Source organism: Streptomyces sp. NPDC032126, assembly GCF_055580085.1.
This window is the reverse complement of sequence record NZ_JBVIMA010000001.1, coordinates 60,212-77,285: the sequence shown is the minus strand read 5'-3', so window position 1 is coordinate 77,285 and position 17,074 is coordinate 60,212. Positions and strand designations below refer to the sequence as shown.

At 70.6% G+C, this 17,074-nt stretch carries 10 protein-coding genes; 3 read left to right on the top strand and 7 right to left on the bottom strand.

The features are described 5' to 3' along the window. Positions 1-130: 130 nt before the first annotated feature. Positions 131-3,025 carry a vitamin B12-dependent ribonucleotide reductase gene (locus ACZ5NW_RS00300; RefSeq protein ID WP_468741428.1) on the bottom strand — a complete coding sequence of 965 codons (2,895 nt, stop codon included), beginning with the start codon at positions 3,023-3,025 and terminating at the stop codon, positions 131-133. Positions 3,026-3,183: 158 nt separating this feature from the next. Further along, on the bottom strand, positions 3,184-3,750 hold the full coding sequence (gene nrdR / locus ACZ5NW_RS00295) for a transcriptional regulator NrdR (protein ID WP_468741427.1): 567 nt from the start codon (positions 3,748-3,750) through the stop codon (positions 3,184-3,186). Positions 3,751-4,333: 583 nt separating this feature from the next. Here nrdR and lexA point away from each other — a divergent pair. Next, positions 4,334-5,101 carry a transcriptional repressor LexA gene (gene lexA / locus ACZ5NW_RS00290; protein ID WP_468741426.1) on the top strand — a complete coding sequence of 256 codons (768 nt, stop codon included), beginning with the start codon at positions 4,334-4,336 and terminating at the stop codon, positions 5,099-5,101. A 152-nt stretch (positions 5,102-5,253) separates the two neighbouring features. On the opposite strand, the gene ACZ5NW_RS00285 is transcribed toward lexA, so the two are convergent. The 4 genes from ACZ5NW_RS00285 to ACZ5NW_RS00270 all read right to left on the bottom strand — a co-directional run bounded on the left by ACZ5NW_RS00285 (position 5,254) and on the right by ACZ5NW_RS00270 (position 12,282). Further along, on the bottom strand, positions 5,254-7,251 hold the full coding sequence (locus ACZ5NW_RS00285; RefSeq protein WP_468741425.1) for an ATP-dependent DNA helicase: 1,998 nt from the start codon (positions 7,249-7,251) through the stop codon (positions 5,254-5,256). A gap of 373 nt (positions 7,252-7,624) precedes the next feature. Beyond that, a complete protein-coding gene (locus ACZ5NW_RS00280) occupies positions 7,625-8,422 on the bottom strand; it encodes a GNAT family N-acetyltransferase (RefSeq protein WP_468741424.1) in 798 nt (265 codons plus the stop codon). A 71-nt stretch (positions 8,423-8,493) separates the two neighbouring features. Further along, the gene (locus ACZ5NW_RS00275; protein WP_468741423.1) at positions 8,494-10,467 is read right to left on the bottom strand and encodes an IucA/IucC family protein; all 1,974 of its coding nucleotides are present in this window, start codon (positions 10,465-10,467) and stop codon (positions 8,494-8,496) included. A gap of 111 nt (positions 10,468-10,578) precedes the next feature. Further along, positions 10,579-12,282 (bottom strand): diaminobutyrate--2-oxoglutarate transaminase family protein, encoded by a 1,704-nt coding sequence (locus ACZ5NW_RS00270; RefSeq protein WP_468741422.1) that lies wholly within the window; start codon positions 12,280-12,282, stop codon positions 10,579-10,581. A 438-nt stretch (positions 12,283-12,720) separates the two neighbouring features. Between ACZ5NW_RS00270 and ACZ5NW_RS00265 the strand changes: the two genes are divergently transcribed. Both ACZ5NW_RS00265 and ACZ5NW_RS00260 read left to right on the top strand, forming a co-directional pair. Next, positions 12,721-13,944 carry a trypsin-like serine peptidase gene (locus ACZ5NW_RS00265; RefSeq protein ID WP_468741421.1) on the top strand — a complete coding sequence of 408 codons (1,224 nt, stop codon included), beginning with the start codon at positions 12,721-12,723 and terminating at the stop codon, positions 13,942-13,944. A gap of 297 nt (positions 13,945-14,241) precedes the next feature. Then, on the top strand, positions 14,242-15,444 hold the full coding sequence (locus tag ACZ5NW_RS00260; RefSeq protein WP_468741420.1) for a trypsin-like serine peptidase: 1,203 nt from the start codon (positions 14,242-14,244) through the stop codon (positions 15,442-15,444). A gap of 72 nt (positions 15,445-15,516) precedes the next feature. Here the strand turns inward: ACZ5NW_RS00260 and hflX are convergent, their stop codons facing one another. Further along, positions 15,517-17,010, bottom strand: coding sequence for a GTPase HflX (gene hflX, locus ACZ5NW_RS00255; RefSeq protein ID WP_468741419.1), 1,494 nt, complete (start codon positions 17,008-17,010; stop codon positions 15,517-15,519). Between the last annotated feature and the right edge of the window lie 64 nt (positions 17,011-17,074).

Sequence of the window (17,074 nt, the reverse complement as noted above, 5' to 3'; positions counted from 1 at the left end):
TCGTCCGCCAGGTCCACCCCCCCCCCCCTCCCCCCCTCTTCCCCCCCCCCCCCCCCCCCCCCCCCTACCCCCCCCCCCCCCCCCCCCCCCCCCCGGCCGGGTCATTCACGCCCGTACGGCGTGCCCTTGATCAGCTGCAGCCGCTCGTCGAGCCGCAGCCCTCGCAGATGTAGCAGGAGCCGGCCCGCTGCATCTTGGTGCCGCAGGAGAAGCACAGCGGAGCGTCCGCCTGGATGCCCAGCTGCATCTCCACCAGCTCGGCGCTGGTGTGGGCCTGCTTCGGGGCGGGCGCGGCCGTCTCGGCGGACGCCTTCGGGGTGGCGACGGCCTTCAGGTCCGTCTGCCGCGGCGCGGACTGCGCCAGGCCCTCGACGTCGACGTCCTCCTCGGTCGGCTCGTAGGAGCCGGTCTCCAGGTGGCGCTGGCGCTCCTCGGCGGAGTGGATGCCGAGTGCGGAGCGCGTCTCGAAGGGCAGGAAGTCCAGTGCCAGGCGGCGGAAGATGTAGTCGACGATCGACTGCGCCATCCGCACGTCGGGGTCGTCCGTCATACCGGCCGGCTCGAAGCGCATGTTGGTGAACTTCGAGACGTACGTCTCCAGCGGCACGCCGTACTGAAGGCCGACGGAGACGGCGATCGAGAAGGCGTCCATCATGCCCGCGAGGGTCGAGCCCTGCTTCGACATCTTCAGGAAGACCTCGCCGAGACCGTCGTCCGGGTAGGAGTTGGCGGTCATGTAGCCCTCGGCGCCGCCGACCGTGAAGGACGTGGTGATGCCGGGGCGGCCCTTGGGGAGGCGCTTGCGGACGGGGCGGTACTCGACCACCTTCTCGACCGCGGTGCGGATCGTCTCCTCGGCCTTCTCCGTGATCTCGGCCTTCTCCTTCTCCTTGGTCTTCGCGGAGAGCGGCTGGCCGACCTTGCAGTTGTCGCGGTAGATGGCGAGCGCCTTGACGCCAAGCTTCCATGCCTCGAAGTAGATCTCCTCGACCTCCTCGACGGTCGCCGTCTCCGGCATGTTGACCGTCTTGGAGATGGCGCCGGAGATCCACGGCTGGATCGCGGCCATCATGCGGACGTGGCCCATCGGGGAGATGGCGCGCTCGCCCATGGCGCAGTCGAACACCTCGTAGTGCTCGTGCTTGAGGCCGGGGGCGTCGATCACATTGCCGTTCTCGGCGATGTGGGCGACGATCGCCTCGATCTGCTCCTCCTGGTAGCCCAGGCGGCGCAGGGCCTGCGGCACGGTGCCGTTGACGATCTGCATCGAGCCGCCGCCGACGAGCTTCTTGAACTTGACCAGGGCGAGGTCGGGCTCGACACCGGTGGTGTCGCAGGACATCGCCAGGCCGATGGTGCCGGTCGGGGCGAGGACGGACGCCTGGGAGTTACGGAAACCGTTCTTCTCACCGAGGCGCAGGACGTCCTGCCAGGCCTCCGTGGCGGCGGCCCACACCGGGGTGTCCAGGTCGTCCATGCGCACGGCCGTGCCGTTGGCGTCGGCGTGCTGCTTCATGACGCGCTGGTGCGCGTCGGCGTTGCGCGCGTAGCCGTCGTACGGGCCGACGACCGAGGCCAGTTCGGCGGAGCGGCGGTAGGCCGTACCCGTCATCAGGGAGGTGATGGCGCCGGCGAGGGCGCGGCCGCCGTCGGAGTCGTAGGCGTGGCCGGTGGCCATCAGCAGGGCGCCGAGGTTGGCGTAGCCGATGCCGAGCTGGCGGAACGCGCGCGTGTTCTCGCCGATCTTCTGGGTCGGGAAGTCCGCGAAGCAGATGGAGATGTCCATCGCCGTGATGACGAGCTCGACGACCTTCTGGAAGCGCTCGGCCTCGAAGGACTGGGTGCCCTGGCCGTCGTCCTTCAGGAACTTCATCAGGTTCAGCGAGGCCAGGTTGCAGGACGTGTTGTCCAGGTGCATGTACTCGCTGCACGGGTTCGACGCGGTGATCCGGCCGGACTCGGGGCAGGTGTGCCAGTTGTTGATGACGCCGTCGTACTGGATGCCGGGGTCGGCGCAGGCCCAGGCGGCTTCGGCGATCTTGCGGAAGAGGGCCTTGGCGTCGACCTCCTCGATCACCTCACCGGTCATCCGCGCGCGCAGGCCGAACTTGCCGCCCTGCTCGACGGCCTGCATGAACTCGTCGTTCACGCGGACCGAGTTGTTGGCGTTCTGGTACTGGACGGAGGTGATGTCGTCGCCACCGAGGTCCATGTCGAAGCCCGCGTCGCGCAGGACGCGGATCTTCTCCTCTTCCTTGACCTTGGTCTCGATGAAGTCCTCGATGTCGGGGTGGTCCACGTCGAGGACGACCATCTTGGCGGCGCGGCGGGTGGCGCCACCGGACTTGATGGTGCCGGCGGAGGCGTCGGCGCCACGCATGAAGGAGACCGGGCCGGAGGCGTTGCCACCGGAGGAGAGCAGCTCCTTGGAGGAGCGAATGCGGGAGAGGTTCAGGCCGGCGCCCGAGCCGCCCTTGAAGATCATGCCCTCTTCCTTGTACCAGTCGAGGATCGACTCCATGGAGTCGTCGACGGACAGGATGAAGCAGGCGGAGACCTGCTGGGGCTGGGGCGTGCCGACGTTGAACCAGACGGGGCTGTTAAAGCTGAAGATCTGGTGCAGGAGGGCGTACGCCAGCTCGTGCTCGAAGATCTCGGCGTCGGCGGGCGAGGCGAAGTACTTGTGGTCCTCGCCGGCCTTCCGGTACGTCTTCACGATGCGGTCGATGAGCTGCTTCAGGCTCACCTCGCGCTGGGGGGTGCCGACGGCACCGCGGAAGTACTTGCTGGTGACGATGTTGACCGCGTTCACCGACCAGAAGTCGGGGAACTCGACGCCACGCTGCTCGAAGTTGACCGAGCCGTCGCGCCAGTTGGTCATGACGACGTCACGACGCTCCCAGACCACCTCGTCGTACGGGTGCACGCCGGGGGTGGTGTGGATGCGCTCGATACGCAGCCCCTTGGTGGCCTTGGTGCCCTTGGCTCGGGAACCTCGTGCCGGACCGCTCGCCGTCTCTGTCATGCCGCCTCCCTGTACGGGCGAAAACGCCCTGAAGTGCCACTTTGTTCCCGTGGCACGGTGTTCTGTCTTGTGTCGCGGGCGCCCACTCGCTTCCGCTCGCGACAGGTCCCTGGTCGCCGCCGCCCGGCCGGACCCGGGGCCCGGTTCCGGCCTGCCGGTCAGTCGGCGGCGTGGGCGGGCTCGGGGACCTGAACGGTCTCTCCCGGCCCGCGTTCGTCTTCCTGGCTCCCCGCGGTAGCTTCAGCGCCGTCCGCGCGGTCGTCGTCCGCGGCGGGGCGTCCCGGCCGGACCCTGAGTTCCGCGATGGCGGTCTCGAAGTCCTCGAGCGAGTCGAAGGCCCGGTAGACCGAGGCGAACCTCAGATACGCGACGAGGTCGAGCTCCTGCAACGGGCCGAGTATGGCCAGTCCCACGTCGTGGGTGGTCAGCTCGGCGCTTCCGGTGGCTCGCACCGCCTCCTCGACCCGCTGGCCGAGCTGGGCGAGCGCGTCCTCGGTGACAGGCCGTCCCTGGCATGCCTTGCGCACACCGTTGATGACCTTGGTACGGCTGAACGGCTCGGTGACTCCGGACCGCTTGACCACCATCAGCGAGCACGTCTCCACCGTCGTGAATCGACGGGAGCAGTCAGGACACTGGCGGCGCCTGCGGATCGACGTGCCGTCGTCGGTCGTACGACTGTCGACCACACGGCTGTCGGGGTGCCTGCAGAAGGGGCAGTGCATGTACTCCAACCCTCCTCACAGCAGACTCAATAGCCTCGCTGGGCCCCACGAGCCCCTCGAAGCAGCCCCAAGCATAGGCGATCCCCGAACATCCGAAGACACCGGGGACCACAACTACTGGGCCACTGCTGCCATCCAACCACTAGATATGGGGCTTGGCCCATACATCCAGGCCGCACCGCGTGTCGCGGCGGCCACACTCACCGCACGCGATTCCACCGTCACAGCGAGCGCCCGAAATCCGGCGCGGCACGCGCGCGTACGGGCGCACCGCCGCGGCACTTACGGAGATACGGTGGGCGCCGCAAGGAGGAGAGGTGGCACTCCCGCGCAGAGCGGTGCCCGGCCCTCCGCGGGCGGCGCGGCGGATGGCAGACTGGGGCGGCGACACACGAGGTCAGCGGCCCCGGCGGGGAAGAGTACAACAATGGACGCTTTTGTCCGTCAGGCACAGCGTTAGCCATACACCCAGGCACGCGATCGAGTCAGGCAATCCGCGGTTTTTCACTCGAACGTGTGTTTGGCGCAACCTTTCGAAAGCAACTACCGTTGTCCAGCAGGGAGACCATCGAGAGGGGCCGACGTGACCACCACCGCAGAGAGTGCCACCATCACTGCCCAGGACCGACTCGAGCCGGTGCATGCGATGAACGAAGCCATGAATCCTGAGGGCCACAAGCGCTCGCTGCCCGGTCGACCTCCAGGCATCCGGGCCGACAGTTCGGGGCTCACCGACCGGCAGCGCCGGGTGATCGAGGTCATCAGGGACTCGGTGCAGCGGCGCGGCTATCCGCCGTCCATGCGCGAGATCGGCCAGGCCGTCGGCCTGTCCAGCACGTCCTCGGTCGCGCACCAGCTGATGGCACTGGAGCGGAAGGGCTTCCTGCGCCGCGACCCGCACCGCCCGCGCGCGTACGAGGTGCGCGGCTCCGACCAGGCCGCCTCCGTGCAGCCCACGGACACCGCGGGCAAGCCCGCCGCGTCCTACGTCCCGCTGGTGGGCCGGATCGCCGCCGGTGGGCCGATCCTCGCCGAGGAGTCGGTCGAGGACGTGTTCCCCCTCCCCCGCCAGCTCGTCGGTGACGGTGAGCTGTTCGTCCTCAAGGTGGTCGGCGACTCGATGATCGAGGCCGCCATCTGCGACGGCGACTGGGTGACGGTGCGCCGCCAGCCCGTCGCGGAGAACGGCGACATCGTGGCCGCCATGCTCGACGGCGAGGCCACGGTCAAGCGCTTCAAGCGCGAGGACGGCCATGTGTGGCTCCTTCCGCACAACGCGGCCTACGAGCCGATCCCGGGCGACGACGCGACCATCCTGGGCAAGGTGGTGGCCGTACTGCGCCGCGTCTGACCTCGGCGGCGGGCGGCCTCACCTCCTCCGCCCCCTCTGACTGGGCCCCGGGATCCCTGCGCCGGTTCCGGGGCCCTGCGCTGCCCGGCGCCGGAAGACTGCGCGTGCGGCCGGGCCGGCCCGATCCGGCGTCGGATCGGGCCAGGCACGCCTCACTGGGCTTCCGCCGCCTCCGTCTGCGCCGCCTTCGCCTTGGCCGCCGCGTCGATCGCCGCCAGCGACTTGCGGACCTGGTTACGGTCCGTGGTGTACCAGAAGTCGGGCATGGACGCCTTCAGATAGCTGCCGTAACGGGCCGTCGCCAGCCGCTGGTCCAGTACAGCGACCACGCCCCGGTCCCCCGACGCCCGTACGAGACGGCCGGCGCCCTGGGCCATGAGCAGGGCGGCGTGCGTGGCGGCCACCGCCATGAAGCCGTTGCCCCCGTTGTCCTCCACCGCCTTCTGGCGGGCGCTCATCAGCGGGTCGTCGGGGCGGGGGAACGGGATCTTGTCCATGACGACCAGCTGACAGCTGGGCCCCGGCACGTCGACGCCCTGCCACAGCGAGAGCGTGCCGAAGAGACAGGTCTGCGGGTCCGCGGCGAAGTTCTTGATCAGCTCGCCCAGAGTCTCCTCGCCCTGCAGGAGGATCGGGAATTCAGGGATGCGGACGCGCAATTCCTCCGCGGCGAGCTGGGCCGCCCGCATCGAGGAGAACAGGCCCAGGGTGCGCCCGCCGGCCGCCTGGATCAGCTCGGCCAGCTCGTCCAGCATGTCCGCACGGTCACCGTCGCGCGCGGGGCGCGCCAGATGCTTGGCGACGTAGAGGATGCCCTGCTTGGGGTAGTCGAAGGGCGAGCCGACATCGACGCCCTTCCACTGAGGCACGTCCTCGCCCTCGGTGCCCTCCGGGGCGAGGCCCAGGGAAGCCCCCACGCCGTTGAAGTCCCCGCCCAGCTTCAGGGTCGCCGAGGCCAGGACCACGGAGCGGTCCGCGAAGAGCTTCTCCCGCAGCAGGCCCGACACGGACAGCGGGGCGACGCGCAGCGAGGCACCGAAGCGGTCGTGGCGCTCGTACCAGACGACGTCCCACTCGGAGCCGTTCACGATCCGCTCCGCCACGTCGTGCACGGTCTCCACCGAGGCCAGCGCCTGCTTACGGACGGCGTCCTCGTCCTGCACGGACTTGTCCCGGGTGGCGCCGATCGCGGAGATGACCGTGCGGGCGGCGTCGCGCAGCGCCATGAGCGCGTACCCGAGGTCCTCCGGGATCTCCTCCAGGCGACCGGGCAGGGCCAGCTCCATCAGCCGCTCGAAGCCCTCGGCGGCGGTCTGGAGCTGGTCGGCGGCCTTCTCGTCGACCAGCTTCGCCGCACGCCGCACCGCCCGGTTGACCTGGCCGGGTGTGAGCTCGCCGGTGGCCACGCCGGTGACGCGTGAGACCAGTTCATGGGCCTCGTCGACGATCAGCACCTCGTGCTGCGGCAGGACGGGGGCGCCCTCGATCGCGTCGATCGCGAGCAGGGCGTGGTTGGTGACGACGACCTCGGCGAGCTTGGCACGCTCGCGGGCCATCTCGGCGAAGCACTCGGCCCCATAGGCGCACTTCGAGGCGCCGAGACATTCCCGGGACGACACCGACACCTGGGCCCAGGCACGGTCGGAGACGCCGGGCGTGAGGTCGTCGCGGTCACCGGACTCGGTCTCGTCCGCCCAGTCACGCAGGCGCAGCAGGTCCTGGCCCAGCTTGCTGGTGGGGGCTGCGGCCTCGAACTGGTCGAAGAGGCCCTCCTCCTCGTCCTGCGGCATGCCTTCGTGCAGGCGGTGCAGGCACAGGTAGTTCGACCGGCCCTTCAGCATGGCGAACTCCGGGCGGCGGCGCAGCAGCGGGTGCAGCGCGTCGACCGTGCGCGGCAGGTCGCGCTCCACCAGCTGGCGCTGCAGGGCCAGCGTGGCGGTGGCTACGACGACACGCTCGCCGTGAGCGAGCGCGGGCACGAGATAGCCCAGGGACTTACCGGTGCCGGTACCGGCCTGGACGAGCAGATGGGAGCCGTCGTCGATCGCTTCCGCGACGGCTTCGGCCATGGCCACCTGGCCGGGACGCTCCGTACCGCCGACGGCGGCGACAGCGGCGTGCAGGAGTTCGGGGAGTGAGGGCTTCGTCATAGCGCGACCACCCTACGGCGCGGGACTGACAAACGAGGGGTCGAGAGGGAGGGGAGGGATGGGATCAAGACCGTGGGCTTCTCGGTGGGTGGGGTGGGAGGGGGCGGGGAGAGAGGTTGAGGGACCGGGGGGGCGGGCGGGCAGGCGTGGGCCGAAGCGGGGCAGGGCCGGTCGGGACCGGTGGGGATCTGCGGGGGTCGGTTGGGACCGGCGGGGATCGGCCGGAGGTCGGTGGGGATCGGTGGGGGTCGTGGGGATCGGTAGGGAACTGTGCGGTGGGCGGCTGGGGCGGATTCGGGAAATTCGTGGGGACGAGTGGGAACCGGGGCGGGACGCCGTCCGTTTCGAAGGGTGATGGCGCAAGTGCACAGCGTCACAGAACACTGCGCAGGCACCGGTCCCGGACGAGAAGCGCGGCCCGCTTGGCGGGTAGGACGATCTCGGCGGAGAAGCGGAATCCGGCACTCAGGAAAGCGGCGATGGAAGGGGTGTTGCGAAGGTCGGGTTCAGAGATGACACGTGCGCACGAAGGTCTCTTGTCGAGGACGAGATCGGCGACGGCTCTGAGCAGGACACCGCCCAGCCCTCGCCCACGGTCCGCGACACCGCCGAGGAGGAGGTGGATTCCGGTGTCATGAGGTCGAGCGGGATAGTGCCGTGCCACCGGGTCCAGGTCGGCTCGGTAGATCTCCCAGTAACTCATCGGGGTGCCGTCCAGCGTCCCCAGGCACGGAACGCTGCGTCCGTCGCCTGAGAACTGGCGGCGCACATGCTCCTCGGTCACGGTCTCGGGGCCCGCCAGTCCCCAGAAGGCCGCGACAGCGGGGTCGTTCATCCAGCGGGCGACGAGGGGCAGGTCCCGGGGAACATGGACGGGCTTGAGGTGGAACACGCCTGCGGGCGTGGCCGTGGGTCCCCAGTCACCAACCTGGTCAAGGAGGTCCAGTGGTGCGGAGACTTGGGTTCCGGGGACTTGGGGTGCAGGGACGCGGGGTGCGGGGAGGCCGGGTGCGGGAACGCGGGGTGCCGCGTCCGCGACCGGGGCGAAGAGCTCTGCGGGAAGGCGCAGTTCCAGTGTCTTCTCGACGTCCGGGTCGGCCGCGGTCGCTTCGAGGGTCGTACGGGCTTCGGCGTCGGCGTTGGCGTTGGCGTCGGCATCGGTGAGAGACACGGGTTGCTCCTCTCCAGAGGTGGGCGGGGCATGTTCCTTGGACATGAAGGGGGTTGGCCGGTGGTCTGGGGTCAGGGACGGACGTGGAGAGGGTTGGCGATGGTGACGTAGACGGACTGGGTGTCGACAGGGCCGACGAGTTCGTCCAAGCCGTGCAGCCGGGTCAAGAGGTTGGCCTTGCAGCGCAGGTCAGGCGAGTCGAGCAGACGGGCGGGCAGTGAGCTGCGCAGCCGTCGGGGGCCGGAGGCGGCGTCCTGGAGGAAGCGGCGGAAGCCGGCGAGCAGCAATTCCTCGTCGGCGAGGCCCTGCGAGCCGAACGCTCCGATGAGACCGAGCACGTTGTTGATGCCGAGGTAGTAGGCGAAGCGTTCGTCGGTGACCTCGTCGGAGACGAAGGTGTCGCTCCGTTCACCGATGCCGGGCAGACGTGCGTCGAGTTCCGCGCGGTGGGACTCGCGGAAGTAGTAGCCCTGGTTGTCACGGTAGCGGCCGCCGGCGGGCCAGCCGTCGGGGTCCAGCAGGAGCAGCGTGTTCTGCTGGTGGGCCTCCAGGGCGATGCCGGCCTCGCCGTCGAGCCACAGCACGGGACGGACCACCTGCTGGAGGTAGCGCAGGAACCACTCGGCGGCGACGGCTCCGCGTGGGCGTCCGGTGCGCGCGGCGAGCCGGGTGACGAGTGTGGCGAGCCGGGAGCAGGTGACGGTGGCCGCTGTCCGGCAGGATTCGGCGGCACTCGGCTCGGCGAATTCGCCGGTCTCGGGTCGGTCGGGCGTCGCGGCGGACGCCCCGGCGGGTGTCAGGGCGTGCGGACGGGGCGAGACGAGGCCGGCGATACAGGAGACGTCGTCGGACGGGTTGAACGGGTTGTGCCGGATCACCACGTCGAGCCCGGTCACCGGGGTCCCGTCCGGGGCGTCGACCGCGAGCCAGGCGGGATCGCGGACGATGTCGAAGCCGGGGTGGGCGGTCTGCCACTGCCGGAACAGGCCGGCGCGCAGAAGGCGGTGCACCTCGACACCGCGGTGCAGTTCTTTACGGAGGTTCTCGCGACGGGAGTTGGTGATGCGCAGGCCCAGCGACAGTTTGAGCATCGCGGGGGCGCCGGACCGGTGAACGGTGCGGACGGAGGAGGTGGGACGCCACGGCAGACCGTGCGGACCGAGGTCGCGGAGCAGCCCGGCGTCGAAAAGGGCGGCGGCCTCGGGACGGTGCCGGACGTCACGCAGCTGCCAGGGGTGCAGGGGCAGGGCGGCCCAGCCGTCGGGCAGGGGCAGTTCGGCTCCGGCGAGCCGGGAGGTCAGCTGTTCCGCCGAGACCGGGCGGCCGCGTTCGGTCCAGGCGGAGTCGGTGGCGAGCACGGAGGGGGCGACTGCCAGCCAGTGCAGGGGAAAGGAGCCGCGCAACTCGGGTGAGTACAGCCGGGCCTCGGTGTCGGAGAGGCCTTCGCGGCTCTTCGGGGTCGGATGCAGCGGGTGGCCGAGTACGAGGGACTGCTCGGCGGAGAGGAAGAGGTCGGGCGCGTCGGCGGGGTGGGCGCGGCGGTCGCCGACGAAGGTCGCGGTGCGGCTCACGGAGTCGGCGACGCGGGCCACGAGGGCGACGCTGTCGGCGGGCGTGGACGCCTTGCTCTCACGCGCCAGCAGGGCCGCGAGCGTGACCGCGTCGATGGGCGGGCACGGGTCGGGGGCACCGGCCAGACGGGGTCGGCCGAAGCGGTGCCAGCCCGTCGGGGACCAGTAGTGGACGGGGGCGAGCAGGGCGGTACCGGAAGCCGGGAGGGGGATGCGGAGGACTCCGTCGACGGGGGCGGTCGGGCTCGTCTCGCGGACCCAGCAGCGCAGCAGGTTCTCCACTGCGGCGGACTGGGCCGCGACGTGGGGATCGGGGTGGTCCAGGAGGTCCGGGGCGGGGCGGTTCGCCCGCTGCGGACGCGAGGCTCCCGGCTGTTGCCGGGGGACGGAGGTGGAGACCGTGGCGAGCGTGGGCGCGGTCGGCGGGGTGGGGGTGTACGGGCGGGAGTTGGCCGGCTGGGAGGAGGGGGTCAAGACGGTTCCTCGTGAGGGGGGAGGGGTTGGGCTCGTGCGTGGAGAACTGGACGAAGGAGAGGAGGTGCGGGGCGGATGGGTGTCGGGGCTGTCTGGTCGGCCGTTGTGGGACTAGTCGTGGCTCTGCCTGCCGTGGCGGCCGTCCTGCTCGCCGGCCACCGCCGCCACCGCGTCGGCCAGCCGGTCGAACACGGCGGACGCCTGCTCGTCGGTGATCGTCAGGGGCGGAAGGAGCCGGACCACGCTCGCGTGACGACCGCCGAGTTCGACGATCAGGCCGCGGCGGAGGCACTCTCGCTGGACGGCGGCCGCGAGGTGGGGGGCGGCGGGGTGAGGGGACCGGGCGGGCCGGCTCCCGGTCGGCGGGGCCGCGGCGGAGGGAGACGAAGCGGATGCGGTGGCGCGGACGCCGCGTGCCGCACCGACGCCGGTCACCTCACCGTTGAGGTAGCCGACCCCGGCAGGCCCGACACCGGCACAGCCGCCAGCGCCAGCACCAGCACCAGCACCAGCACCAGCACCAGCACCAGCACCAGCACCAGCACCAGCACCAGGCTGAGCCTCGACGCCGACTCCGCCGCAGACGTCACCACCACCGCCCCCGCTCCCGTCCCCACCCGCCTCCGCCTCCGCCTCCGCGTCCACCACCTCAAGCCCGATCATCAGCCCCCGGCCCCGCACGTCCCCCACCCACGGGAACTCCTCCGCCAGCCCGCGGAGTTGGCTCAGCAGGCGCCCGCCCACTCTCGCCGCGTGCTCCGCGAGGCCGTGTTCGCGGACATAGGCGAGCGTTGCCGTGCCTGCGGCCATGGCGAGTTGGTTGCCACGGAACGTGCCCGCGTGGGCGCCCGGTTCCCATACGTCCAGGTCCTCGCGGTAGACGACGACGGCGAGGGGCAGGCTGCCGCCGATGGCCTTGGACAGCACCATCACGTCGGGGGTGATCCCGCTGTGCTCGACTGCCCAGAAGGAGCCGGTGCGGCCGACGCCTGTCTGGATCTCGTCGGCGATCAGGGGGATGGAGCGGTCGGCGGTGATCTGCCGCATGCGCCGCACCCAGGGGTCCGGCGCCGGGATCACCCCGCCTTCGCCCTGCACGGGTTCGAGAATCATCCCGGCGGGCCGGCGCACCCCCGATTTGGGGTCGTCGAGGACGGACTCGGTCCAGCGGGCGGCGAGTTCGGCGCCCTGCTCGCCGCCGATGCCGAAGGGGCAGCGGTAGTCGTAGGGGTAGGGCAGGCGGGTGACCCGCACGTCCTCGGCGTGGCCGGAGGCGTCGAGGGCGGCGGCGGTCATGCCGTGGTAGGCGCCGGTGAAGGAGAGGACTCCGGTGCGGCCGGTGGCGGCCCGTACGAGTTTTAGGGCGGCCTCGACGGCGTCCGTGCCGGCCGGTCCGCAGAACTGCACGCGCGCGTGGTCGGCGAGTCCGGGTGGCAGGGTGCGGAACAACTCGGTGATGAAGGCGTCCTTGACGGGGGTGGCGAGGTCGAGGACGTGCAGCGGGGCGCCGGAGTCGAGGACCTTGCGGATCGCTTCCAGGACGACGGGGTGGTTGTGGCCGAGGGCGAGCGTGCCGGCGCCGGAGAGGCAGTCGAGGTAACGGCGGCCGTCCGCGCCCTCGATGGTGAGTCCACGGGCCCGCACGGGAACGATGGGGAGGGCGCGCGCGTAGGTGCGGGCTGCCGACTCGCGCGCGGACTGGCGCCGCAGGATCCCTTCGTGCGCGGGGCGCGCGGCGGGGCGTCCTTCACCACCCCCGGCCTGTCGCCGTCCTCCCCCGACGGCCTCCCCGGACGCAGACTCGGTCACAGCCACGGCTCTCTGTCCTCCCGCTGTACAGAGGGGAGTCGGGTCGTCGTCCCTGCCCGCTTCCGGTCCGGCCCGTCCGCGCCGGGGTCGGTCCCGCACCCGGTCCCTGGTGTCCGGCGCCCCGATCCGCGCGGTTCCGGCCGATCCCTGGACGACGCCGCCCCGCCCCTTCCGGTGATCTTCCCCACAGAGCCCGCCCGCAGGCATCAGGCTCCTCACCGCTACCAACCCCGGACGGCCCAACGGGTTACGGGTTGCCTCAAGATCCTTGCCGTGACGGAACCGTTGCCGTTCCGTGGGAAGTCCCCCACAGCGAACGCATATCGTGTGATCCCGTTCCACCGGTCCATGAGACCCCCGTGAACTCGGCGTGAGATCGCCATGAGTTCCGGCGGCGGGCCCGGGCTCAGCTCCACGTTCGTTGACACCAGGGGGAGTCAGACCATGCGATCCAATCGGCCGTCGTTCATCGCCCGGCGGGGGAGGAACGCGCGCCGCCGAACGTCCCCCGTCCTGACCGCCCTGGCGCTCGCCTCGGCGCTCGCGCTCACCGCGACCGCCTGCGATTCGGGCGACACGGACGCGAAGGGCCAGGCGTCGGCGTCGGCGACGGCGGGCGACGACGGAAAGATCAAGATCCCGCAGGACATCAAGGACAAGCTCAAAGAGCACGGGATCGACATCGACAAGTGGAAGAACGGCGCCTGGAAGAACTGGGACAAGGACGACTGGCTGCGCGAGGCACAGGACTACATCAACCCGATCATCAAGGGCCTGTGGGACCCGGACCGGATGCGTGAGGCGGAGGACCCGGACAAGGGTGTCGACGACAGCGACCTCTCCGGCGACCAGGGCGTGACCGATCCGACGCCGGATCCGGTGGACGCGAAGGCCGTGCCGACCACGTACCACGCCAACGCCCCCGAGGCGGGCAAGGTGTTCTTCGACTCGCCCGAAGGGACGATGGTCTGCTCGGCGACGGTCGTACAGGACCCGGCGCACCCCGGGAAGTCCAACCTGGTGTGGACGGCGGGCCACTGTGTGCACGCGGGCAAGAAGGGCGGCTGGTACCGCAACATCGCCTTCGTGCCGTCGTACAACGACCCGGGCATGTCGACGCAGGAGTTGCAGTCGGCGACGCGGGAGCAGGTGGCTCCCTACGGTGTGTGGTGGGGCGACTGGGCGCAGACCTCGGATCAGTGGATCAAGCAGGGCGGCCAGACGGGCGGTGACGGCGCTCCGTACGACTTCGCCGTCATCCATGTGACGCCGGAGGAGGGCACGTCCGGCAAGTCCCTGGAGGAGACGGTCGGTTCGGCGTTGCCGGTGGACTTCAAGGCGCCGGCGGTGCCGAAGGTGAAGAGCATCACGGCGACCGGTTACCCGGCGGCGCCTCCGTACGACGGTCAGAAGCTGTACCAGTGCCAGGACAAGCCGGGCCGGCTGTCGCTGTCGGCCTCGGATCCGACGATGTACCGCATCGGCTGCACGATGACGGGTGGTTCGTCGGGCGGCGGCTGGGTGGCGACCGGCTCGGACGGCAAGCCGGCGCTGGTGTCCAACACCTCGATCGGCCCGGTCCGTTCGGGCTGGCTGGCGGGTCCGCATCTGGGTGAGGTCGCCAAGGGCGTGTACGACTCGGTGAGCAAGAAGTTCGCCGGTCGATAGCGGTGACGGCCGGGGTCGGTCCCCTGGCCGGCGGCTGAGGACGGACGGCGGCGGGGCGTCTCACGGGACCTTCACCGGCCCGCCGCCGTTCGTCCGGATTTCGACGGGCATAGTGGGGTGTCGCCGGTGCGCGCTCCTCTCCGAGTCGCTCCGGCATGACAAGCACATGACATTTCACCCATGGCATTCCATCCATGGCATTCCATCCATGGCCCAACCATGACGTTCCCGCCATGACATCCGGCTCATGGCATCCCACTCATGACATTCACGCGTTTTCACGGGGGTTCTCGCACCATGCGCTCCATACGCACGTCCGTCGCGCCCCGGCGCGGTCGGCGGCGCATCCTGTTCGCCGCCACCGGCCTCGTCGCGGCCCTGGCGCTCACCGCCACCGCCTGCGGCGGAGGTGACGACGACACGGCGGACGACGCTCCCACGGCCACCGCGTCCCAGGCCGCCGGCGGCAAGGTCCACATCCCGTCGGACCTCGCCGACCGGCTCAAGGACCACGGCATCGACGTCGACGACTGGGTGAACGGCGGCTGGAAGAACTGGGACAAGGACAAGTGGCTCAGTGAGGCCAAGGACTTCGTCAACCCGGTGATCGACGGTCTGTGGAAGCCGGAGCGGATGAAGTCCGCGAAGGAGGCCAACAAGACGGTCACGACGAAGGACGCGGCCGCCGACCAGGGCGTCAGCGACCCCGATCCCGCGCCAGTGGAGGCGCAGGCCGAGAAGACGCCGTACCACGAGAACGCGGCCCCGGTGGGCAAGGTGTTCTTCGACTCGCCCGAGGGCTCGATGGTCTGCTCCGGGACGGTCGTCAAGGACGTGAACCACCCCGGCAAGTCCAACCTGGTGTGGACGGCCGGCCACTGCGTGCACGCCGGCGGCACCGGCGGCTGGTATCGCAACATCGTCTTCGTGCCCGCGTACAACGACCTCGGCAAGAGCGAGGCGCAGCTGGGCGACGCCACGTTCTCCGAGATGGCGCCCTACGGCAACTGGTGGGCGGACTGGGCCTCGACGTCGGGCGAGTGGATCGACGGAGGTTCGGAGACGGGCGGCGCGGGGGCCCCGTACGACTTCGCGGTGTTGCATGTGAAGCCGGAGGAGGGCACGAAGTCGCTGGAGGAGACCGTCGGCGCGGCGCTGGACGTCGACTTCTCCGCCCCGTCCGCGACGGAGGTGGGCACGATGGGCGCCTGGGGCTACCCGGCGGCGCCGCCCTACAACGGGCTGAAGATGTTCAAGTGCCTCGACCGGCCGGGGCGGCTGTCGCTGCAGACGACCCTGCCGACGATGTACCGCATCGGCTGCACCATGACCGGCGGTTCCTCGGGCGGCGGCTGGTTCCGGATGGTGGACGGCACGACCAAGCTGGTCTCCAACACCTCCATCGGCCCGTCCGACAACACCTGGCTGGCGGGCCCGCAGCTGGGCCCGGAGGCCGAGGCGATCTACCAGAACATGAGCAAGACGTACGGCGGCCGCTGACGCCGTGACGCCGACGCGTCGAAGCCCCGCCCCCCGACCGAAGCGTCGGGGGGCGGGGCTTCACCCTGTGGATCAGACCGCGGGAGCGGGTACGTACGGCGCGAGGTCCGCCGCCAGCTCCTCGTGCACCCGCACCTTCAGCAGGGTGCCCTCCGCCGTATGCTCCGCGGAGATCACCTCGCCCTCGGTGTGGGCGCGCGCGACCAGCCTGCCGTGGGTGTACGGCACGAGGGCCTCGATCTCGACGGACGGGCGGGGCAGCTCGGTGTCGATCAGCGTGAGCAGCTCGGCGATGCCCATGCCGGTGCGCGCCGAGACCGCGATGGAGTGCTTCTCGATGCGCAGCAGCCGCTGGAGCACCAGCGGGTCGGCCGCGTCCGCCTTGTTGATCACGACGATCTCGGGCACGTCGGTGGCGCCGACGTCCTTGATCACCTCGCGGACGGCGAGCAGCTGCTCCTCCGGGTTCGGGTGCGAGCCGTCCACCACGTGCAGGATCAGGTCGGACTCACCGACCTCCTCCATGGTGGAGCGGAACGCCTCGACCAAGTGGTGCGGCAGGTGCCGGACGAAGCCGACCGTGTCGACCAGGGTGTACAGCCGGCCGGTCGGGGTCTCCGCCCGGCGGACGGTCGGGTCCAGGGTCGCGAACAGGGCGTTCTCGACCAGGACGCCCGCGCCCGTGAGGCGGTTGAGCAGGGACGACTTGCCGGCGTTGGTGTAGCCCGCGATGGCGACGGACGGCACCTTGTGGCGCTTGCGCTCCTGACGCTTGATCTCGCGGCCGGTCTTCATCTCCGCGATCTCCCGGCGCATCTTCGCCATCTTCTCGCGGATCCGTCGCCGGTCCGTCTCGATCTTGGTCTCACCGGGACCGCGGGTGGCCAGGCCGCCGCCCTTGCCGCCGCCCATCTGCCGGGACAGCGACTGACCCCAGCCGCGCAGCCGCGGCAGCATGTACTGCATCTGCGCAAGCGCGACCTGCGCCTTGCCCTCGCGGGACTTGGCGTGCTGGGCGAAGATGTCGAGGATCAGGGCCGTGCGGTCGATGACCTTGACCTTGACGACGTCTTCGAGGTGGATCAGCTGGCCGGGGCTGAGCTCACCGTCGCAGATGACGGTGTCCGCGCCGGTCTCGATGACGATGTCGCGCAGCTCGTCGGCCTTGCCGGAGCCGATGTAGGTGGCCGCGTCGGGCTTGTCGCGGCGCTGGATGACGCCGTCGAGCACGAGAGCGCCCGCGGTCTCCGCGAGGGCGGCGAGCTCCGCGAGGGAGTTCTCCGCGTCCTGCACGGTCCCCGAGGTCCAGACGCCGACGAGGACGACCCGCTCCAGGCGGAGCTGGCGGTACTCGACCTCGGTGACGTCCTCGAGCTCGGTGGAGAGGCCCGCGACGCGGCGCAGAGCCGCGCGCTCGGAGCGGTCGAACTGCTCGCCGTCCCGCTCTCCGTCGATCTCGTGGCTCCAGGCGACGTCCTCTTCCATCAGGGCATCGGCCCGGAGGCCTTCGGGGTAGGTGTGCGCGAGGCGCTGGGTGTCCTGGGAAGGGGAAGAAGAGGAGGTCATTGGGTCCTTACGTCGTTGGGGATGCACCTTCGGCGGTCATGATGCTCAACGCACGAGGGCCCCG